The organism is Pseudomonas sp. LBUM1641, from assembly GCF_059716235.1.
The window spans coordinates 348,811-366,161 of the sequence record NZ_CP166815.1 but is presented as its reverse complement, the minus strand read 5'-3'; the positions used below and the strand labels follow the sequence as shown (position 1 = coordinate 366,161).

26 protein-coding genes are annotated in these 17,351 nt (G+C 60.5%); 6 read left to right on the top strand and 20 right to left on the bottom strand.

Going from position 1 to position 17,351, the window contains the following annotated elements; translation table 11 throughout:
* Positions 1–8 precede the first annotated feature (8 nt).
* The 18 genes from ACA046_RS01665 to ACA046_RS01580 all read right to left on the bottom strand — a co-directional run bounded on the left by ACA046_RS01665 (position 9) and on the right by ACA046_RS01580 (position 12,146).
* Positions 9–533: a phage tail protein gene (locus tag ACA046_RS01665; protein ID WP_099312221.1), complete on the bottom strand. Its 525-nt coding sequence runs from the start codon at positions 531–533 to the stop codon at positions 9–11.
* Positions 530–1,702, bottom strand: coding sequence for a baseplate J/gp47 family protein (locus tag ACA046_RS01660; RefSeq protein WP_497675791.1), 1,173 nt, complete (start codon positions 1,700–1,702; stop codon positions 530–532). Before ACA046_RS01660 ends, ACA046_RS01665 begins: the two co-directional genes overlap by 4 nt.
* Complete coding sequence (locus tag ACA046_RS01655; RefSeq protein ID WP_178966268.1) at positions 1,699–2,016, bottom strand: DUF2590 family protein; 318 nt, start codon at positions 2,014–2,016, stop codon at positions 1,699–1,701. Before ACA046_RS01655 ends, ACA046_RS01660 begins: the two co-directional genes overlap by 4 nt.
* Positions 2,013–4,325, bottom strand: coding sequence for a phage tail tape measure protein (locus tag ACA046_RS01650; RefSeq protein WP_497675790.1), 2,313 nt, complete (start codon positions 4,323–4,325; stop codon positions 2,013–2,015). Before ACA046_RS01650 ends, ACA046_RS01655 begins: the two co-directional genes overlap by 4 nt.
* Before the next feature lie 6 nt (positions 4,326–4,331).
* The gene (locus ACA046_RS01645) at positions 4,332–4,475 is read right to left on the bottom strand and encodes a DUF6890 family protein (RefSeq protein ID WP_371132008.1); all 144 of its coding nucleotides are present in this window, start codon (positions 4,473–4,475) and stop codon (positions 4,332–4,334) included.
* Between the two features lie 20 nt (positions 4,476–4,495).
* Complete coding sequence (locus ACA046_RS01640) at positions 4,496–4,783, bottom strand: putative phage tail assembly chaperone (RefSeq protein ID WP_094949951.1); 288 nt, start codon at positions 4,781–4,783, stop codon at positions 4,496–4,498.
* A gap of 35 nt (positions 4,784–4,818) precedes the next feature.
* Positions 4,819–5,271 carry a lysis system i-spanin subunit Rz gene (locus tag ACA046_RS01635; RefSeq protein ID WP_497675789.1) on the bottom strand — a complete coding sequence of 151 codons (453 nt, stop codon included), beginning with the start codon at positions 5,269–5,271 and terminating at the stop codon, positions 4,819–4,821.
* Complete coding sequence (locus tag ACA046_RS01630) at positions 5,271–5,804, bottom strand: lysozyme (RefSeq protein ID WP_497675788.1); 534 nt, start codon at positions 5,802–5,804, stop codon at positions 5,271–5,273. Before ACA046_RS01630 ends, ACA046_RS01635 begins: the two co-directional genes overlap by 1 nt.
* Positions 5,801–6,007, bottom strand: a complete 207-nt coding sequence (locus ACA046_RS01625) for a hypothetical protein (RefSeq protein WP_063033543.1) — start codon at positions 6,005–6,007, stop codon at positions 5,801–5,803. The genes ACA046_RS01630 and ACA046_RS01625 overlap by 4 nt, the downstream gene beginning before the upstream one ends.
* Positions 6,004–6,222 (bottom strand): TraR/DksA C4-type zinc finger protein, encoded by a 219-nt coding sequence (locus ACA046_RS01620; RefSeq protein ID WP_497675787.1) that lies wholly within the window; start codon positions 6,220–6,222, stop codon positions 6,004–6,006. The genes ACA046_RS01625 and ACA046_RS01620 overlap by 4 nt, the downstream gene beginning before the upstream one ends.
* Positions 6,222–6,671, bottom strand: a complete 450-nt coding sequence (locus ACA046_RS01615) for a phage protein (RefSeq protein WP_263273825.1) — start codon at positions 6,669–6,671, stop codon at positions 6,222–6,224. The genes ACA046_RS01620 and ACA046_RS01615 overlap by 1 nt, the downstream gene beginning before the upstream one ends.
* A gap of 6 nt (positions 6,672–6,677) precedes the next feature.
* The gene (locus ACA046_RS01610; protein ID WP_099312205.1) at positions 6,678–7,799 is read right to left on the bottom strand and encodes a DUF2586 domain-containing protein; all 1,122 of its coding nucleotides are present in this window, start codon (positions 7,797–7,799) and stop codon (positions 6,678–6,680) included.
* Between the two features lie 11 nt (positions 7,800–7,810).
* Entirely contained in the window at positions 7,811–8,491 is a 681-nt protein-coding gene (locus ACA046_RS01605; protein ID WP_497675786.1) for a phage virion morphogenesis protein, read from the bottom strand.
* The gene (locus ACA046_RS01600) at positions 8,481–8,930 is read right to left on the bottom strand and encodes a phage tail protein (protein ID WP_497675785.1); all 450 of its coding nucleotides are present in this window, start codon (positions 8,928–8,930) and stop codon (positions 8,481–8,483) included. Before ACA046_RS01600 ends, ACA046_RS01605 begins: the two co-directional genes overlap by 11 nt.
* Complete coding sequence (locus tag ACA046_RS01595; RefSeq protein WP_497675784.1) at positions 8,927–9,388, bottom strand: head completion/stabilization protein; 462 nt, start codon at positions 9,386–9,388, stop codon at positions 8,927–8,929. Before ACA046_RS01595 ends, ACA046_RS01600 begins: the two co-directional genes overlap by 4 nt.
* 97 nt (positions 9,389–9,485) lie before the next feature.
* Positions 9,486–10,211 (bottom strand): phage terminase small subunit, encoded by a 726-nt coding sequence (gpM, locus tag ACA046_RS01590; protein WP_497675783.1) that lies wholly within the window; start codon positions 10,209–10,211, stop codon positions 9,486–9,488.
* Complete coding sequence (locus tag ACA046_RS01585; protein ID WP_497675782.1) at positions 10,208–11,230, bottom strand: phage major capsid protein, P2 family; 1,023 nt, start codon at positions 11,228–11,230, stop codon at positions 10,208–10,210. The genes gpM and ACA046_RS01585 overlap by 4 nt, the downstream gene beginning before the upstream one ends.
* Position 11,231: 1 nt before the next feature.
* Positions 11,232–12,146, bottom strand: coding sequence for a GPO family capsid scaffolding protein (locus tag ACA046_RS01580; RefSeq protein WP_497675781.1), 915 nt, complete (start codon positions 12,144–12,146; stop codon positions 11,232–11,234).
* A 163-nt stretch (positions 12,147–12,309) separates the two neighbouring features.
* Between ACA046_RS01580 and ACA046_RS01575 the strand changes: the two genes are divergently transcribed.
* From ACA046_RS01575 to ACA046_RS01565, 3 genes are all read left to right on the top strand, one after another.
* On the top strand, positions 12,310–14,361 hold the full coding sequence (locus ACA046_RS01575; RefSeq protein WP_497675780.1) for a terminase large subunit domain-containing protein: 2,052 nt from the start codon (positions 12,310–12,312) through the stop codon (positions 14,359–14,361).
* Positions 14,300–15,151: a phage portal protein gene (locus ACA046_RS01570; RefSeq protein ID WP_497677034.1), complete on the top strand. Its 852-nt coding sequence runs from the start codon at positions 14,300–14,302 to the stop codon at positions 15,149–15,151. Before ACA046_RS01575 ends, ACA046_RS01570 begins: the two co-directional genes overlap by 62 nt.
* Before the next feature lie 65 nt (positions 15,152–15,216).
* Positions 15,217–15,465, top strand: a complete 249-nt coding sequence (locus ACA046_RS01565; protein WP_185712050.1) for an ogr/Delta-like zinc finger family protein — start codon at positions 15,217–15,219, stop codon at positions 15,463–15,465.
* Between the two features lie 85 nt (positions 15,466–15,550).
* Here ACA046_RS01565 and ACA046_RS01560 read toward each other — a convergent pair whose 3' ends face one another.
* Complete coding sequence (locus ACA046_RS01560; RefSeq protein WP_178963329.1) at positions 15,551–15,727, bottom strand: hypothetical protein; 177 nt, start codon at positions 15,725–15,727, stop codon at positions 15,551–15,553.
* 100 nt (positions 15,728–15,827) lie between these two features.
* Positions 15,828–16,175, bottom strand: a complete 348-nt coding sequence (locus ACA046_RS01555; protein WP_178963363.1) for a helix-turn-helix domain-containing protein — start codon at positions 16,173–16,175, stop codon at positions 15,828–15,830.
* Positions 16,176–16,267: 92 nt separating this feature from the next.
* Between ACA046_RS01555 and ACA046_RS01550 the strand changes: the two genes are divergently transcribed.
* The 3 genes from ACA046_RS01550 to ACA046_RS01540 are packed head-to-tail and all read left to right on the top strand — an operon-like array spanning position 16,268 to position 17,339.
* Positions 16,268–16,468, top strand: a complete 201-nt coding sequence (locus tag ACA046_RS01550; RefSeq protein ID WP_178963362.1) for a DNA-binding protein — start codon at positions 16,268–16,270, stop codon at positions 16,466–16,468.
* A 29-nt stretch (positions 16,469–16,497) separates the two neighbouring features.
* Entirely contained in the window at positions 16,498–16,977 is a 480-nt protein-coding gene (locus ACA046_RS01545) for a YmfL family putative regulatory protein (protein WP_497675779.1), read from the top strand.
* Positions 16,974–17,339, top strand: coding sequence for a hypothetical protein (locus tag ACA046_RS01540; protein WP_497675778.1), 366 nt, complete (start codon positions 16,974–16,976; stop codon positions 17,337–17,339). Before ACA046_RS01545 ends, ACA046_RS01540 begins: the two co-directional genes overlap by 4 nt.
* The last annotated feature ends 12 nt before the right edge of the window (positions 17,340–17,351 follow it).

The following is a 17,351-nucleotide window of genomic DNA, read 5'->3' as shown; positions in this document are numbered from 1 at the left end:
GGGGACTCCTACAGGCGGGCGATCAGCGTTTGCTGATCGTCGTTAAAGTCAGCCGCGACGATGCGCAGCGATACGGGGGTGATGGTCACAAAGTCATAGCGCCGGCACGTGCGGCCGTACTGCTGAATCAGCACGCGCAGCAGCTCGGGGTTCTGCGATAGCTGGGAGTCGGAAAGGCGCAGCAGCACCACGTCCCAGTCCCGATCGGGCATACGCTCGTCGATCTCGACGTAGCCCACGCCCAGACGCTGCAGGATGCGTTTGAGCCCCGCTGTGCTGCCGGCGTCGACGGCGTTGATAAAGGCGAACTTGACCCGCAAGCGATACAAACTTTCAGGCTCGTCCTTGAAGCGGGTGGTGTCCCGCTGCCAGGCCAGCAGATCGAGGACGGTCAGGTGGCAGGTCTCGGCGTCCATCTGCAGGAGCGGCCATTGCAGCCAGCCTTCGACCTTCTCCCACCAGGACTGGGCGGCGGCTTTCAGCTTGGTGAGCTGTGGCCCATCGAGCCAGAACGGCAAATTCAGTTTGATCATGCCAACACCACCTGCAGGCTGCTGATCCGGGGAATGGTCAGCTCTGACACGATGTCGGCGTTATCGAAGTGCAGCGACTCAATTCCCGCGAACTGTTGGTGGAGTTCTTCGCCCAGGCGACTGAATGAAAAGCGCGACTGTGGATAAGTCAGCGTTGGCTGATAGTCGCCGGCGCTGCTTTCGCGGAAGGCCGCACGAATGAACAGATCCACTTCCGCCTGCAGCTTGGTGCGCTGCTCTGCGGTCAGTAGCTGACGTGGCCACACGGTCAAGCTCAACGCGTGCCGGGTTTCAGGCATAACCATGACCAACAGATCATCGCCGTGGCCATGGTTGCCCTGGTCGCGGATATGCGCGTTGATTTGCTCCAGGTATGTCGCCGCCGGCACGTCTGCATCAAACAGCACGTAGGCATTGGCACTGCCTGGGCCCCGGGGGGCGCCGTGCAGGAAATACACACCATCGGGACGCACGCCCGGGAAGGCTGAAATCATGGCGCGGTATACCGAATCGGTGTGCCACTGATTGACCGCCGAGAACTGGTTGCGCACCCGCAAACGCAGCTGACCGTCCGGTTCAGGATCTGCACCTGGTGCGATCAACCAACCGTCGACGTTCACCACCTGGGCGATGCCGGCAATGGGTACCGGCAGGATCGCGTAGTAACCCGGGGCCAGGTTGTAGCCGCTGCCAACCTCTTGGGCCTCTACCGGGACTTCCAGCTGCTGCAGGCCGTCTGCAAAGGTTGCGGCATGCGTGGTGATCAGTTGGTAAATATGGCCGTTGATAGCGGCGGATTGCACCAGGACGCCGGCGGGCAGCTCCAGCACGCCGCCGGCGACGTCCCGGGTAAACAACAGCATGCCCTGGGCCTTGGTCGCACCTTTGCGCTCGACGTTGACCGCCCAGGCCAGCATGTCCAGCCACTTGTCCCGGGCAGTTTTTACAAAGAAGTTGGGCAGGACCGTGTCACTGACAAAGCTGATCAGCCACATGACCGGTTTAGTCACCAGGGCCGTGATCACTCGCCAGAACGGCGAATAGGCGCTGGTGTTGCTCATCTTGCTGCCCTGGGCGGCTACTTCCTTTTCCCAGGCCTTACGCAAGCCGTCCTCGGTGGTGGGAATGCCGGCGTCTGCGAGCGCCTGTTTAAAATCTACGTCGCTCACAGGGTCACCTCGATGTCGCCAAACTTCAGCGTTTTGGCCGTGACCAGGTACTGGCCGGACTGCACCTGGTTGATCAGTGCGGTGCCCGGTACCAGGCGTTCATCAGCCTCCACCAGCAGCTCCAGTTGCTGGATGCAGTCGCGTTGACGCAGGCGGCTGCGCTCAGCCACCAGCGTTACCAGCAGGCCGCTTTCGCGGATCATGTGCGCGATGTCCTGGGCGATGCTGGCCCGGTCCTCGATCAGCAACGGCTGACGGGACGGGTCCAGCGACAGGTCGTTATCGATGATCAGCAGGTCGATGTATTCGCTCATCCGCCCACCGCCATGGCCAACATGCCTTCCAGCTCCAGCGGGTTCATCGGTTTACCGGTGTGAATGTTGACGTTCTCCACGTGGGTGCCCTTGTTCTGGGTTTGGTTGTTGTTCTGGATGCTGCTCAGCAGGCCGCCCCGGGGCACGGCGTCGGGCCGCTTCGGTGACAGGCCGACCACAGATCCGTTCATGCGTTGCTGGCTTTGCTCGGCCTTTTCAGTGGGTGCCGGTGCAGTCACCAGCGCCGGCGGCTGCTTCGGCTGCGGGATGTTGAGCTGCGGTCCGATCGGCGCCGGTGTCTTCAAGGCAGGCGCTGCCACCAGTGCCGGCGCTGTGCGCGGTGGCTCAGGAGCCGTGAGGGGCTGGGGGATCGGCGCCGGCGTTTTCGGTACCGGAGCCAGGACCAGCGCTGGCGGTTGCGCCTGGGGCTGCAATGCGTTGAGCGCGGGCATGGCCGGCCCGGGCGCTTTCTGTGCGGCAGCCATCACCAGGGGCGGCGCCTGGATGGGTTGCTGGGGAGCGCTCACCAGCTGCGGCAGCAACGGTGCCTCGACCGTCGGTGCAGTGATGGTTGGCAGTTGCGGTGCCGACGGCATGTCGCCAAACGCGGCATCGATCTGCACGCCCGGGATCTTGTTCAGCATCTCGATCAAGCCATTGATGGCCGACTTAAAGATATTGACGATGCCGTCCCACGCGGCGCTGGCCATGCCCGACCAACCGCCCATCGAGTCGAACCAGTCAGACAGCGCCGTCAGCTGGGCACTGACCCACTGGAACGCCTCGCTGTTGAGTAGTGCACTGGTCCATTCGTCCCAGTAGATGATCGCTGCCGCCACCGCCGCGACCAGGGCGACAATACCGACCACGACCCACGTCACCGGGTTGGCCAGCAACGCGGTGTTGACCAGCCAGATGGCGCCCTGCCACAGCAGCATCGCGCCCTTGACCAGCCCCATCCAGGCGACCATCAGCACCAGGCCCGCAACGAACCCGATCACCATAACGGTGTGATACAGGAACATGGCGATACTGCGCAGGCCGGCCATGGTCAGGACTTTCCACACAGTGACCAGGCCCAGCCAGACGATTTTCGACATGCCCACGGTCAGCGTGAGCAACGACATGGCCGCAATGATCCCGAACACTACCAACGTAGCGATGCCGATCACGCGGGTGATGTTGGGAAACAGCTGGGTCCAGCGGGTAAGCGTGGCAGCGATGGCCACCAGGCGATCCATCAGCGGCGTCAGGATTGGGATCAGCGACTGCCCGAAGGCGATACGCAATGCCTGCACAGCGGCGCCGAACTGTTGCCACGGGTCCACCATCTGCTTGGCCATGCGTTCGGCGTTCTCCAGCCCATGCACATTGCCCAGTCGATCCATGCCGTTTTTCAGGCGGTCGGTATCGCCCAGCAGTGTGGTGATCAGCCGCGCAGCTTCGCCGCCGAAGGCGTCACGCAGCTTTTTGCCGTTGGCCTCAATCGACAGATCGCCAAACTTGCCTTTGAGCTTGTCCAGGATGTCCATCATCGGCAGCAACTTGCCCTGCTGGTCGACAAAGGACATGCCGAGCTTTTCCGATGCGCCGCTGACGTTCTCAAAGAACGACTTATAGAGGCCACCGGCCTCCCCGCCGTCCATGGTGCTGCCCAGTGTGCCCAATACCGCCATTTGCTCAGCCAGGCTCACACCTGCTGTGCTGGCCAGGCCGCCGGCGGCTTTAAATGCCTCGCCGATCTGCTCGCCACTGGTGCGAAACAGCTGCACCGCCGTGGCGGTTTGGCCGGCCAGGTTCTCAACCCATTGGCCTTTGCCCATGGCGTCGGCCTGGCCCTTGAACAGGTTGTACATGGTGCCGACGTAGGTGCCCATGGTGTCCGCGTCGGACTTGGTGGCCTTGGCCAACAGGTTGCTGGCGTTGGTGAAGGTGGCCAACTGACTGCCCGCCAGCCCCTTTATGGCTCCCTCAATGTGGTACGCCGAGGCGACAAAATCCCGGGCGTTTTCCCCGTAGGCCACCGAAAACTCCAGGGACTTGCGATTCAGTGCGGTCAACGCATCCTCGGCCACACTCAGCGATCGGACCTCGCCCAGGGCGCGATTCATCTCCAGAGCGGGTTCCAGCGACTGGGTAATGGCCACGCCGGCGCCGACCAAGCCCGCCAGGCCAAGGCCCATGGTCTTAATGTGCTTTTCGCTCTGTTCCGCCAGGTCAGAAAAGCCCATTTTCACCTTGCCCAACGGGGCGGTGACCTTATCGGTCAGGCTCAAAATGAAGGCCAGGCGGGCGCTTTGGTCAGCCATCGATGTTTATCCGTTCAATGCATGGGCGATGCCGTTGGCGATGGCGATTTCCATCCGCCGCCAGTGTTCGTCCTCGAGCCACTTAGCCGTGCCCATCACCTCGGCGGTGGGCTCGGCACCTGGTAGCCAACGACCGGCCAGGGCCACCAGTTGGCCAAGGCCGTTTTCGGTCAGTCGTTCGGCGTGGTCGAGGGCTTTTTTACGGTGATTTCAACGTCGGGGCTGTATTCCTCCAGCAGCGCGCCGGCCAGTTGCATCACAAATACAGGGTTGCCCAGCATCGGCTTGAGGGTGGCGCGTTCTTCCTGCTTAACAGTGGTCACCAGCAAGTTGTTCGCCGGCGCGACCTTGTTGGCCTGGGTCACCGCGTTGAAGTACTTGGTCACGTCTTGCGGGGTCAGTTCAAAGGTGAATTCCTTGTCGCCGACTTCCAGGGTGATCTCGCGTTTATCGGTCATGCGTGTAGCTCCGTTCAGGTTTTAAAGTGGGTGAATCAGCGCAGGCAAACCCGGCGCACGTGGTCCTGCAGCCCCAGGATCATTTGCTTGCTGAGGGCAAGCTGATCTCTGAGGGTGAAATAATCCGATCGAGCGTCTGCTGAGAGTTCGGCGGTGCCTGCATCAGCCACGCCGCCGGCGCCGGCATCGCCGGGCTTGGGGGCGCTGCAGGTGGCTTTGATCCGCAGCCGGCTAAGGCCGTCGTCAACAGCACGGCGCAGGCCGTCGTTTTGGGCGCGTTCATTGTTCAGTTCCTGGGTACGTTGAAGGTCGATAGCGTCACGCTCGGCCATCCTCTCGCCGGCGATGCGGGCCGCTTCGCGCAGGCGCTCCACTTCGAACAAGGCGCTGTCGCGTTCGCTGCGTGCCGTATCGCGCTGACCTTCCAGCAGGTCAAAGGCGAACCAGGCCACCAGGCACAGCACCAGGGGGAAAATGGCGTCGCGCATTACAAACCCTCCTTGCACAGCTGTGCTTCGGCCAACCGGCGCCGGTGCAGGCCCCGTACAAATTCCTTTTGCCCCGGGGCGGTGGTGACGTAGGCCCACACTGGGGTTTTGCCGTCAGCGGCCCACGCCAGCGCGTTGCATCCGTCCTTGATGCGCCCGGCATTGATCAGCGCGACGGCACGACTGGCGCAGGTGCTGGGCACGCCGAAGTTGTGGCTATGGCTGCTCAGCGCGTCGAAGGTGTTCTGGCCCACGTCCTGGTTGGTGATGCAGTCCGCCAACTGCAACTGGCCCTTGCTGATCACCAGTTGCTCCACCTCGTTGCACCGGGCGTCCGACCAGTAGTCACCCACAACCACCGGATAAGGGCTGGTGTGGCGGGTGATGCCCTTGCAGACGGTGGGTAAACCACGGGCGAGCTTGTCGGCGTAGACGGTGTTCTGGCCGTCGCCTTCCCAAGTACCCAGGAACAGCACCAACGTGGAGCTGCAAAGCGCAATCGCGCCGGCGGCGATCTTGCCGCGCAGGCTCATGGCTTCACCTTCCAGTCGCGCAACATCTGGCGATACTTCGGAACCAACAGCAGGATCTGTAGCACCATGTAAACGGCAGTCAGCATGTAGGCGACAGCCGACCAGTCGACGGCCCCTGTCGCTCCAGTTGCCGCTACACCGATCGCAGGTGACGCCTTCGCCAGTGCGATGGCGGTGTCCTGGGCCGCCTGATTCGTGCTCATCGCTGCACTCCTTTCTCGAAAAAGGACTGGCACAGGACGCAGCGGGTTTTGCCGCCGAGCGCCTGGCGCGCTGCAGGAATCTTGTTATTACAGTCCTGGCAGTGGGTAAGGCTTGGGCCCGCTGACTCACGCCGGGCCTGGGCCAACTGGGCGTTGATAGCCTGGTCCCGCTGACGTTGTTCCAGGGCTTGGGCGCGGTCGAACGGGCAGGTCATCAGCTCAGGCCCTCGATCTCGGTGGCGTCGAGGTACGGCACGCCGTTGATGCGGATAAAGTCCGGGCTGGTGACCTCAAACGGCACCTTGTGCTTGGTCTTCTCGCCGCCCTTGGGATCGATGCTCAGCAGGCTGGAGACCTTCAACTTGCAGCCGAAGGCCTCAATGCGCAGCTCGTCGTCGCCGGCCTTGGCAAAAAACACCGTGTCGAAGGGCGGCAGCTTGCGAAAGCTGCCTGCACTGCGCGCCGCCTCGATCAACAGATTGAAGTTGGTGGAATCCAGCTCCAGGTCGCCAGCAGCCGCCACATCGCCGTCGACGTAGCCGTCAGGCACGCCCCGGGTTTGCGCGGTCTTGCTGTTGTCGGTGATGTCCAGGGTGCAGCTCTCGACGTGGACCTGCAGGTCGCCCAGGTTCACGTCAAAGTTCTTGCCGCCAATACGTGACATGGGGGGTTACTCCGAATCGTCGTTGGAAAGGTCCAGGGCGATGTTCGCCGTGAGGTCTTTCGGGCAATTGTGGGGCTTGATCTTGATGAACGCCTCTACGGCGGTTTTGCTCTTCCAGACCAGCACGATGTCGCCGTCCTTCGGCGATTCGATCTCGCCCGGGAACACCTCGCCGGCGAACTTCACCGACTTGGCCATACGGCGCAGAGGTGCCATCAGCGCGGTGATGTTCACGGCCATGCTGTTGGGGGTGTTGTTCAGACGCCGATCACCCACGCGGCGAATCAGCAGCGGACGTACCTGGCGAGCGGCCTTATCGGCCAGGCGCAGGTATTCGATTACCTGGTAGTCACTGCCAGGGGCGTCCAGCATGTTGCCGTCACCCCAGTACACGCCCGGGTAGTCGGAATAGGTCTGGGATACGGAGAAACGCGCCTTATCCAGCTCCGATCGGATCGAGGACGGCAGTGGCACGCCTTCGGAGTCCACAGGTACTGGCCCCAGGCCCAGCAGCGCGCCAGTGGCCACGCGCATCGGGCTGTCAGCAATACTTACTGCTGCATTGGCCAGACGACCGGCCAACACGCCCAGGTCGTTACCGTGCAGTTGAGGCACCACCAACACCCGGGGCGCAGCCAGGCCGGCAGTGATTGCCTTCTGGGCTACCAGGTATTCCGCCCAGCTCTGGAAAGGGCTCAGCGACAGGCCTGCCGTGGCCGCCATGACGAAAGCACGACGACCATAGGTGTCATTCATCGACACAGCTGCATCGTGCATTGCCGAAAGTTCGGCACCGGTGGCCACCGGCTTGGTGATCACCACGGCTTCGACGGAAAAGCCCTGCTGCTGGGACATTTCCAGCGCCTTGGCCCACTCGCCATCCGCTGCGATCGGCGCCGCCAGGCAGGCCCAGCGATCGCCACCGTTCAAGCGTGCTGCAGTGATCTGGGTTTTCAGGTCGCTGGCTGGCACGCCCAGGGCGGCATCCAGGTCGCTGTCGGTGTTGAGGGCGATCAATTTGCCGGTGTTTTTCGGACCGGGGCCGATGTACAGAAAATAGCGTTCGATCTCAGTCACGGCGCCCTGGCCCAGATTGAGATTGTTAACGCTGACTTTGCCAAGTGCCATGCTGTGCCTCGTTAGCGGGGTGAATTAAGGATTTGTTGAAAGACCTGGTTAACCAGCTCGCGGGTTTCGTTGCCGGTCTCCACGCCGAGGAACTGGCGTTTCGGCAGGGTGATGTCCCAGCTTTGTGCGCCCGATGTCTCGGCCTTTTCGTCGTTCAAAATGCGGATCAGCAAGCCGGCCTTGGCGTAGTTCACGTGTTCTTGAATCCATGCCACTGACGGCCTGGTCAGCGTCTTTTTGCCTTTCTGGCGGGTGCGAAAGCCCAGCCGGCGCAGCCGCTTGGCTTGTTTGTCGGTGCAGGCGATACCCGGCGGGACTTTGTTCCAGCGCTTCATCTGTGCAGCAGTGCGCCGTTCGCTGACGCCGTTGTGCTGCTGGGACGCGACCCAGCGGGTAAGCGCGTTTTTCCAGCCCAGTTCGGCTTCATCGGAACTGACGCGGGTGACCTGCAGCAGCTTGGCCAGGCCGGCCTCCATCTTCTTTTTGCCCTTGGCAGATCCCTTGCGCTCGGCGAAGGGGCTGCCGTCCAGGTTCTTTTGTTCACGTACCCGCTTGCGGCTCATCGAGCGCACGCGCTTGGTCACGTTGTTCAACAGCCGCCGGCGCAACTGGGGCGAAAGATCAAGCAACGCCAACTGGGCATCGACGTTGAGCAAGCCCCTGACATCGAGGTCGAGCGGGCTATCGGTCATGACTGCCCACCTCGCCCTGTTCAGCGGTCCACAGATCGAACGGTACAAAGGCCCACGTCTTGCCAAACGCCTCGATCTCGCCGGCAGGATCCTCGGCCAGGTATTGCGGCTCGATAAATTCCAGGGATAGCTCCACGTCGAAGCTGTCCTGGTCCAGGGGCTCGACGGCGAACAATGGCGCCGGCAGGTCGTGGCGGTGGCGATCGGGATCGTGTGTTTCCAGCCAGCTGCCGACCAGGGCCATCAGCCTGGCCGGGTGGCCGGTGAAACGCTCCAGGGAGAACACCGCGCGATATCGCATGTCACTCATGTGCAGGCCGTCGCGGTCGGGCTTCCAGATCAGCTCCAGGCTGACCTGCTCGGTCCAGCTGTCGAACTGCTCAGGCGGTACCAGGTTGCGGGCCATTAGGTAGGCGGTCAGCGCCTGCAGCTGGATCACTGCAATGACGCCGTGATGCGGCCACGGCCCTGCAGGGCGCGGATTGCCTGCTGGCTGAAAGCGAGGAAGGTTTCAGCTCGCTCCGGGGCTTCTTTGCCGGTGTTCTCAGCGCTTTCCCTGCGGGTGACCGTGGCGAACTGCGGCAGCAAATTTGCCTTGGTGCGGCAGTACACGGCGCGCTTGTACAGCTTCACCTTGAATGCACGCTCCTGCAGCAGCACCGTGTCTGCGGCTTCAACATTCGTGATGCCGAAGGCCTGCCACCGGACCTTGCACTTGGCCAGGTCGCCGTTGACCTCGATCATGGCCATGGTCAAATCACCGCCCAGCAGCTCTACCAGGTACTCCGCCGGCAGGCGGTATTCCTTCTGGAATTCGGACAGGGAGAGGTCCGGCCAAAAGCCGTCGTTCTCGATTGTCTGTTCCACAAAGGTGATGGATTTCCCGGAAAAGCTCATTGCTGGGCGCTCAAATAGGGCGGGGAGCCTGTTTTCAGTGGGACGGTCCATAAATGGGCGGCTCACTTCCACAGGTCCCCGCTGGGGGGGTAGTCGGTTATTCGGAAGCCGGGGTAGCGGCCGCTTGTTTTGCCAAGGCCTTGCGGACCTTTTTGATGCGCGTGTCGTTGCCGGCCTGCGCGTACAGCTGAGTGGAGCGCTCCAAATGCTTGAGCGCGGTTTCCCACTGCTCGGCTTCCATGGCGCGCATGCCGATCAACTTGTGGTACTTGCTCGGGATCTGCTCCGTCAGCTGCCATTCGCCGTCAACGCGGGGCAACAGGTCGGACAGATAGGGCTCCGGGCTGCGGTTGGCGTTGTATTCGGCGTAGGCCCACTCGCACACGGCGTCGGCCACAAAGGTCTGAATATCCCGTCGCTTGAAGCGCTCCGGCATTTCCTGGCCCTGCTCCATCAGGAAGTCGGCCAGCTCCAGGGCGTCTTCGAACTGGGCGGTGTCGAACAGCCAGACCATCACCTGCACCGCAACGCGGTTGGGAAAGTTCAGCCCCGACTCGCAGTAGCGCTGGACGTATTCCTGGTACTTGGGCAGCAGCTCTTCACGCTTCAGCGCCTGGCGTCCGGCCAGGCCGTTGATGGCGCTGATTCGCGCCAGGTCCTGGTCCAACGACGCTTCCTGCAACAGCAGATGCTTGCGCGCATTAGCGGGACTGCTCAGCGCATCGGCCGGGGAATAGGCCATGCCTGCAGCAGCGGCGAGCGCCGCTACTGCAGTGTTGCCCAAGGCCAGGGTGCGGCGCTTGTGCGCCAGGGCCAGGCTCACGCGACCACCAGCTCAACGTTTTCGGTGAACGCGATCTTTTCCAGTTGCTCGATCACGTAGCCTTCGTTGCGGCTGTTGTAGTCCTCGACGCGGGAGCGCTTCGGGTTCTCGATCGTCTGCTTACGCCAGCTGGTGTCCTGGTAGTAAATCGACAGGTTGTCCCAGCTGGTGACCAGCACCGCGTTGACCGGGAAGTTCGGGACGCTGAACGCCGGCAGGCCGCCATAGGTCGCGATGACCTGGGCGTTTTCGATACGCTCCTTTTCGGTTGGGGTGTCGCCCTGCTTGGTGTACAACTTGGCCTTGTCAGCGGCGAGCAAATCCGTGCCGATGATCGCGACCAGGTCGCCGTCTTCGCGCAGGATCTCGTCCACCATCTGCTTGGTGTCATGCACCAGGGCATCAAGGTTGGCGTAGTCGCCACCGGCGCCCAACGTAACCTTACCGGCAGTCTTGCCCTCTTTGAGCACCTGCTGCGGGGCCTGCTCGCGAAGTTGCTGCAACCAGCCTTTGTTCACGTCCTGCAGCTTCGGATTCGCCGCCAGATCGGTCTGAGTTGCAGCACGGGTGCCGTGGAAACCGATAACGATCCGGTCCTGGGCAATTCGCTTTTGCACTGCTGCGGAATAGCGCTCTTTGAAGTCGGGAAACTTCGCCCAGGCATCGATCTTGGCGTACGGCAAGCCAACGTCCGACTGGGTATCAGCCAGTTCGTAGGTGGTGTTGTCCAACGCCGAAGCATCCTTGGCTTCGCGATCGGTGGTCTTGGTGTTGGTGCGGCCAGTGACTGGGCCGTTCACACCGATGAACACCTTTTCACCCTTGATTTCACTGACCGGGGTGACGTTGATTCGCTCCAGAAAATCAGCCTTGGCGGTGATCGCGTCGTTCAGTTCCTGGGCAATTGTCGGATCCACGCTGAACATGCGGCTCGATCGCTCGACGCCGTACGCTTCAGCCATCGCTTCCTGCAGTTCCGCATACTGTTTGGCGCCCCGGGCGCTTAATGGCTGGGCCATATCAGAGCACCCGTTTCTTGGCTGCGGTTACCGGGCCCGGGTTGCGTGGCAACTGGCGACCGGTTGAGGTGTTCTGCAGAGCGGAAAACTGCTTTTGCAGCTTCTCCAACTGAACCAGAACGGCCTTGTTCGAACCACCGCTACGGCGGAACTCACGTTCTTCCTCGGCAGTAGTGACGATCTCGTCCACAGCCGCGCTCACGTCGTCGATAGGTGCCTGGTCGGGTTCTGGTGCATCTGCGGCGGCGGGTTCAATCACAGCCTGAATGCCGGCAGCGACGACAAGCAGCTGCTCCAGCAGGGCTTTGAGGGCCGTTGCGGTAGCTTCATCCATTGGGGTTTTGCTCTCAGTTGGGGTGGTGGGTTCGGCGGGCTCGGCGTCCGTTGCAAAGCGCTTGAACAGGCCAGTGAGCAAGCCGATCAGCTTGCCAACCTCGCTCTGCGGTTCGGCTTCAAAGGAGCCCAGTTCGACGGAGGCGGCATAGAAGGAGTTTTGGTGTGTTTGCTTCGAAAAATAGAGTTCCTGGGTTCCCAGGCTGGCCGGCTCATCGGTAACGCCCAGACCCGTCAGGTAGGCTTTTCCGCTGCCGGCGAAGTTCGGGGTGATCTCGATGCTGGAGAAGAGCTTTTGGCCCTGATCATTCAGCTGCAGTAGGCGATCATTCGGCTTGAGCTGTGCCTCCAAGGCGATCTGGCCGGGCTCCAGATCTTCGCCCTCTTCCACCAGGCGCACCGCAAAGACGGTGCCGTGGGAACCACTCCAGCGTTCGTGGTCGCACCAGATCACTGCCGTATATTTCGAAGGCTTGTAGGTTTCAGCGATGTCGCGCAGTTCCTGGGGAAGGATCTCGCGACCATCGGCGGTAGTGCCGCTGGTGGCGACACGTTTCCAGTACGAAACAAGGGAACGGGGCATGGACGTTAACTGCGCTCAATCGGTTGAATGAGCCGCCAAGATAGGGAGCCGCCAAGCCCTAAACAAACGGTTCAAATGCGCGTTCCTCCTAGATTCGGCATATAGGAGAAACGCGGAATTTAACCACGCGTTTCCAGCGTTTTCGCCGCATAGACTGCGGTCCATGTACTACTCGACCGAAGTTAAAGAAGCCGCCAAACGCCTGTTTCTGCGCCGCTGTAAGGCCAAGGAAATTCAGGCGCAGCTCAACCTGCCAAACATCCGCATCGTCTATTACTGGATCCGCCAGGGCGGGTGGGAAGACATGCTGTCGGACGAAGAGCCGCTGACTGCCGTGGGACGGCGGATCACTCTGCTCCTGGACAAAGCCAGCAGCCTCACCAAGGACGAACTGAACGAGCTGGACCGGCTTACCACTGTCCGCGAGCGGCTGTTAAAGCAATCCGTCAAACCGACACCAGCGCCGATCGGGGAATCAGCCAGTGAGCCCCAGGAACGGCGCCCGGGGCAGCGCGGAGAGCGCTCCAGCCGTGGCGACGTCGGCGGCAAGAAGCGCGAAAAGAAGGTGAAGAACGACATCAGCGAGCTGACCGAAGTCGACTTCCTGGATAAGTTCATCAGCAAGATGTACCGCTATCAGCAGGAGCTGTTCGCGGCCAAGCAAAACCCGCTGACGTGCCGGATCCGCAACATCCTGAAAAGCCGCCAGGTCGGCCTGACTTACTACTTCGCCGGCGAAGCGTTCATGGACGCTGTGCTAACGGGCGACAACCAGGTGTTCCTGTCGGCCAGCCGCTCGCAGTCGGAAATCTTCCGCAGCTACATCATCCAGTTTGCAAAGCAGTGGTTTGACATCGAGCTGACCGGCAACCCGATCGCGCTCAGCAACGGCGCCGAACTGCGGTTTCTCAGCACCAACAGCAGCACCGCCCAGGGGTACCACGGGCATGTGTACGTGGACGAGTATTTCTGGATCCGCGACTTCGAAAAACTCAGCACCGTGGCCAGCGCCATGGGCACCCACAAGAAGTGGCGCAAAACCTACTTCTCAACGCCCAGCGCGGTGTCGCACCAGGCTTATCCGTTCTGGTCAGGGGAGGAATTCCGCAACAGCAAACGCGGCAAGAAGGCCGGCGGCACCTGGCCCACCGAGGCGTCCTACACCCAGGGCGCGCTGTGCCCTGATGGCCAATGGCGCAAGACCATTACCATCGACGATGCCATCGCCGGTGGCTGCGATTTGTTCGACCTGGAGCAACTGCAGCTGGAGTACGACGAAGACAAATTCCAGCAGCTGTTCTACTGCAAGTTTATCGACAGCAGCCAGAGCGCCTTCGGCCTCAAGGATCTGGAGCGGTGCTATTCCGACCTGTCGTTGTGGGAGGACTACAACCCCGAACTGGATCGCCCTTTCGGCAACAGCCCGGTGTGGCTTGGATACGATCCCAGCCGGACCCGCGACGACGCCACGTGCGTGGTAGTCGCCCCGCCGCTAGAGGCCGGGGCGAAGTTTCGAATCCTGGAGAAGCACAGCTGGCGGGGGCATTCGTTCACCTACCAGGCCGCCCAGGTCAAAAAGCTTACCGAGCATTTCAACGTCCAACACATCGGGATCGATATCACCGGCGTGGGCTATGGCGTATTCGACCTGGTGCGCGACTTCTACGCGAAGGCAACGCCGATTCACTACAGCCTTGAGACCAAAAACACCCTGGTACTCAAGGCCCAGGACACGATCCAGGGAAGCCGCATTGAGTGGGACGCCGGCTGGACGGACATCGCCCAGGCGTTCCTGACCATCAAGCGCGGCACCACCAACAGCGGCCAGGTCACCTACAGCGCTTCGCGCACCGACGCCACCGGCCACGCCGATATCGCCTGGGCCGTCATGCACGCCCTGGCCAACGAACCCCTGAATACCAACAAGCGGCGCCGTAGCCGCTACGTCACGAGCGGAAACAATGCCCAAACCACAACGCAGAAAGCCCCAAGCCAGTCAGCAGGTACGACAGCAGCAGCCCATGCGGGCGTTTACGTTCGGGGAACCCGAACAGGTGCTGTCCGGCAACATCGGCGAGTATCTGGGGGTGTTTCTCAGCGACGACGGCGAAATCTACAAACCGCCGGTATCGCGGGCGGGCCTGGCCAAGTTGCTGCGCGCCAACGCGCACCACGGCGCCATTCCCAAGTTCAAACGCAACCTGCTGTTGCGTGAGTTCATCCCCTCCGAGGGCTGCAGCACGCAGACCATGGGACGAGCGAGCCTGGATTACATGGTGTTCGGCGAGGCGTATTTCTATCGCGATACCAATGCGTTCGGCGAGGTGCTGGAGATGCAGCACCTGCCAGCGATCAACATGCGCGTGAAGGTCGACGGCGGTTTCAGGATGCTGCTGCCGGACAGCAAGTTCATGGACTTCGACCAGGACGAAATTGAACACGTCCTGGACTACGACGTGGAACAGAACATCTACGGCGTGCCCGACTACCTGGGCGGCCTGCAGGCGCTGTTGCTTAACGAAGCCGCGACCCTGTTCCGCCGGCGCTACTACAGCAACGGCGCGCACGCGGGCTACATCTTCTACACCAACGACCCGGACCTGACCGAGGAAGACGAAGAGAACCTGCGCGCACAGATCAGCGCCAGCAAGGGCGTGGGCAACTTCCGCTCTATGTTCGTCAACATCCCGAACGGCAAGGAAAACGCGATCCAGATCATCCCTGTCGGCGACTTCCAGGCCAAGGACGAGCTGGAGAAGGTGAAGAACATTACCCGCAATGACGTGATTGCTGCTTGGCGTATGAACCCAGCGCTGGCGGGCATCATCCCGGAAAACAGCGGGGGATTTGGCGATATTGAAAAGATCGATCGCGTTTACACCAGCAATGAGATCAGGCCGATCTGTCAGCTGTTCGACCAACTGAACGACACACTGCGACATGACAGGAGAATCAGCTGGCAAGAAGCCTGGTCAATAGTTGATAACACTTCACCTACAAGCTAAAGCAGCTATTACCACTACAAATTGTGGCAAAATAGTGGCTATTGGCTGCCCTGGGGAGGGACACGATGAGAGTTATCTGCAAATGCGGGAACAAGGGCCGGATTGCTTCTAGAGAAGAGCTATCGCGGGACTTTGCGAAGTTGTACTGCCAGTGCCTGGACGCAACTTGCGGGCACACATGGGTAGCAAACTTGACGTTTTCGCACACCCTTAGCCCTTCGGCTCAGTCATACGAAAGAATGTTATTTGACCGTTTGAGGGATATGCCCAGGGCGAAACAGCGAGAGCTTTTTGATCAGCTTGGCGCCGCCTGACGAGTCGACGAAGCGCCAGCTATACGGGGGCCGGCGCTAAATTTTGGGCTAAAGGGAAGTGGCCTGGAGCATCAATCCCAGGACGTCATTCAATATCAGAAGGCTGTGCAAGGTATCCGGCGATACGCCGAACTTGTTTGCGCTCTTTTTCAGGTACTTGTCGGTACAGCTTTATAAGCCGGACTTCGAGATCCGTCAGCTCCAGCCATTCATGGCCAACCGACTCGCGATAACTGCATTCAAGTTTCTTGCGATCCAACATGCGTACTGCTCCGTTAATGCATTTGCTGAATCGACGGTATTGGGGCAGCCATCGCGTTCTAACGCTGGCATTTCGATGGAGATACGTAAATTGTTACAACTTAATTGGAGCCTTCGTCCGCCTCAGCGGCCATGGACTTAACGATTCGTCGCACAGTTTTTTGATCATCCAGAGGCAAGCGCCTGAACTGCTCGATCAGATCAGCTTCTGCAGGATCGAGCCCCTGACCAGGTGGAGGAGATCGATGCCCAGAAAGCACGTATCCCGCGTCAACCTTATGTTCCGCCAATGCCGAAACGTAACGAAGATCCAATGAATTGGCACCTAGCTCGTAATTTTTTTGAGTCCCACGGCTGACTCCTAACAACGTCCCAAAATCAGTTTGATTCAAACCTAAGCGCTCGCGCTCTTCCCTTAGGCGATCACCTACTCCGTCAGCTATGAGCATTTTTTTATTCACCACACTTGACCTGATCAAATATTTGACCAAGAATCACCACAGACAAACAGAAACAACCACAAACGAACAGAGTAGACATGATGCCCGCCACCATTACACCCGAGCAAGCCCGGGCCGCTCTTGATCACAAGGGAGTGAGCATCGCGGAGTTCAGCCGTAAGCATGGGTTGAATAAAAATTTAGTCAGCGACCTATTGAACGGTCGGATCAAAGGTCGCCGGGGGGAGGCACATCGCGCCGCCGTGTTACTCGGTATCAAAGACGGCGTGATTGCACAGTAATGGCCAGGTCTCTGAGGGAACAGCAGAAAATGAAAAGTCGGGTTCTAAAAACACGTCGCGAAGTCGTCAGCGCAATTATTTGCACCTACGAAGGTGGTCGCGAATGCGCCGCCGCTCGTATTGGCTTGCAGCTGAAGAAGTTCGACAACCACGCCTACGAGAACAACAACTGCCGTCCGCTGACAGATGCGCAGATCTTCCAGATGGAGCAAGTCACCGGCACACAGCACTTGGCCAACTACATCGCCTCAATGTACGGCGGCATGTTCGTGCCGGTCGTCCACCCGGATAGCCTGGACAATGTAGAGATGTATTCACGGGCTATGCAGAGTTCCGCCAAACAGGGCACGGTCGACCAGATCATCGCCCAAGCGCTTGAGGACGGTGTGATCACCGAGAATGAAGCAGAGCTAATCATCAATGCTCACACCCTGCACATGGCTGCACGCACAGCGGAAGTGTACGCCGCCATTGATCTCTATCGCGCCAAATCGGGGAAAGCTCAATGACATCTCAGACCACCACCCAGGACTATCAGGAATGCATGCAAAGCGCCGCACTGGCGTTCCTTGAGCGGCACCAAGCCGAACACCTTGCCGACCTGTCCGCGCTGCTCAATCGCACGATCAATCACCTGGTCAGCAGCTTTAACGTGGCCGAACCGGTTGCAATCAAACTGGTGTCCCTCGCCCACATCGAGCTGGTGGAAATCGCTTTCCGCCAGCGCCTGCTCCTGGACTACAGCACCGACACCGTCGTGGTGATCAAGGATCCCGTGAAGGGTCATTGCTGGTCTGTTCCGCTCAGCCTGATTTATGAACGTGTCCTGAACACCCCGGACAACATGCGTTTGCGCTCCGCAAACTCGTAACACCACCCCAAC

What these genes read in the sequence shown, in the direction of transcription:
- ACA046_RS01620 (WP_497675787.1), bottom strand. Translation starts at nt 6,222, where the DNA reads ATGACCTGCCCGTTCGACCGCGCCCAAGCCCTGGAACAACGTCAGCGG.
- ACA046_RS01665 (WP_099312221.1), bottom strand. Translation starts at nt 533, where the DNA reads ATGATCAAACTGAATTTGCCGTTCTGGCTCGATGGGCCACAGCTCACC.
- ACA046_RS01635 (WP_497675789.1), bottom strand. Translation starts at nt 5,271, where the DNA reads ATGCGCGACGCCATTTTCCCCCTGGTGCTGTGCCTGGTGGCCTGGTTC.
- ACA046_RS01560 (WP_178963329.1), bottom strand. Translation starts at nt 15,727, where the DNA reads ATGTTGGATCGCAAGAAACTTGAATGCAGTTATCGCGAGTCGGTTGGC.
- ACA046_RS01610 (WP_099312205.1), bottom strand. Translation starts at nt 7,799, where the DNA reads ATGGCACTTGGCAAAGTCAGCGTTAACAATCTCAATCTGGGCCAGGGC.
- ACA046_RS01550 (WP_178963362.1), top strand. Translation starts at nt 16,268, where the DNA reads ATGCCCGCCACCATTACACCCGAGCAAGCCCGGGCCGCTCTTGATCAC.
- ACA046_RS01605 (WP_497675786.1), bottom strand. Translation starts at nt 8,491, where the DNA reads ATGACCGATAGCCCGCTCGACCTCGATGTCAGGGGCTTGCTCAACGTC.
- ACA046_RS01640 (WP_094949951.1), bottom strand. Translation starts at nt 4,783, where the DNA reads ATGACCGATAAACGCGAGATCACCCTGGAAGTCGGCGACAAGGAATTC.
- ACA046_RS01650 (WP_497675790.1), bottom strand. Translation starts at nt 4,325, where the DNA reads ATGGCTGACCAAAGCGCCCGCCTGGCCTTCATTTTGAGCCTGACCGAT.
- ACA046_RS01580 (WP_497675781.1), bottom strand. Translation starts at nt 12,146, where the DNA reads ATGCCCCGTTCCCTTGTTTCGTACTGGAAACGTGTCGCCACCAGCGGC.
- ACA046_RS01655 (WP_178966268.1), bottom strand. Translation starts at nt 2,016, where the DNA reads ATGAGCGAATACATCGACCTGCTGATCATCGATAACGACCTGTCGCTG.
- ACA046_RS01615 (WP_263273825.1), bottom strand. Translation starts at nt 6,671, where the DNA reads ATGTCACGTATTGGCGGCAAGAACTTTGACGTGAACCTGGGCGACCTG.
- ACA046_RS01630 (WP_497675788.1), bottom strand. Translation starts at nt 5,804, where the DNA reads ATGAGCCTGCGCGGCAAGATCGCCGCCGGCGCGATTGCGCTTTGCAGC.
- ACA046_RS01545 (WP_497675779.1), top strand. Translation starts at nt 16,498, where the DNA reads ATGAAAAGTCGGGTTCTAAAAACACGTCGCGAAGTCGTCAGCGCAATT.
- ACA046_RS01555 (WP_178963363.1), bottom strand. Translation starts at nt 16,175, where the DNA reads ATGCTCATAGCTGACGGAGTAGGTGATCGCCTAAGGGAAGAGCGCGAG.
- ACA046_RS01595 (WP_497675784.1), bottom strand. Translation starts at nt 9,388, where the DNA reads ATGAGCTTTTCCGGGAAATCCATCACCTTTGTGGAACAGACAATCGAG.
- ACA046_RS01540 (WP_497675778.1), top strand. Translation starts at nt 16,974, where the DNA reads ATGACATCTCAGACCACCACCCAGGACTATCAGGAATGCATGCAAAGC.
- ACA046_RS01575 (WP_497675780.1), top strand. Translation starts at nt 12,310, where the DNA reads ATGTACTACTCGACCGAAGTTAAAGAAGCCGCCAAACGCCTGTTTCTG.
- ACA046_RS01625 (WP_063033543.1), bottom strand. Translation starts at nt 6,007, where the DNA reads ATGAGCACGAATCAGGCGGCCCAGGACACCGCCATCGCACTGGCGAAG.
- ACA046_RS01565 (WP_185712050.1), top strand. Translation starts at nt 15,217, where the DNA reads ATGAGAGTTATCTGCAAATGCGGGAACAAGGGCCGGATTGCTTCTAGA.
- ACA046_RS01585 (WP_497675782.1), bottom strand. Translation starts at nt 11,230, where the DNA reads ATGGCCCAGCCATTAAGCGCCCGGGGCGCCAAACAGTATGCGGAACTG.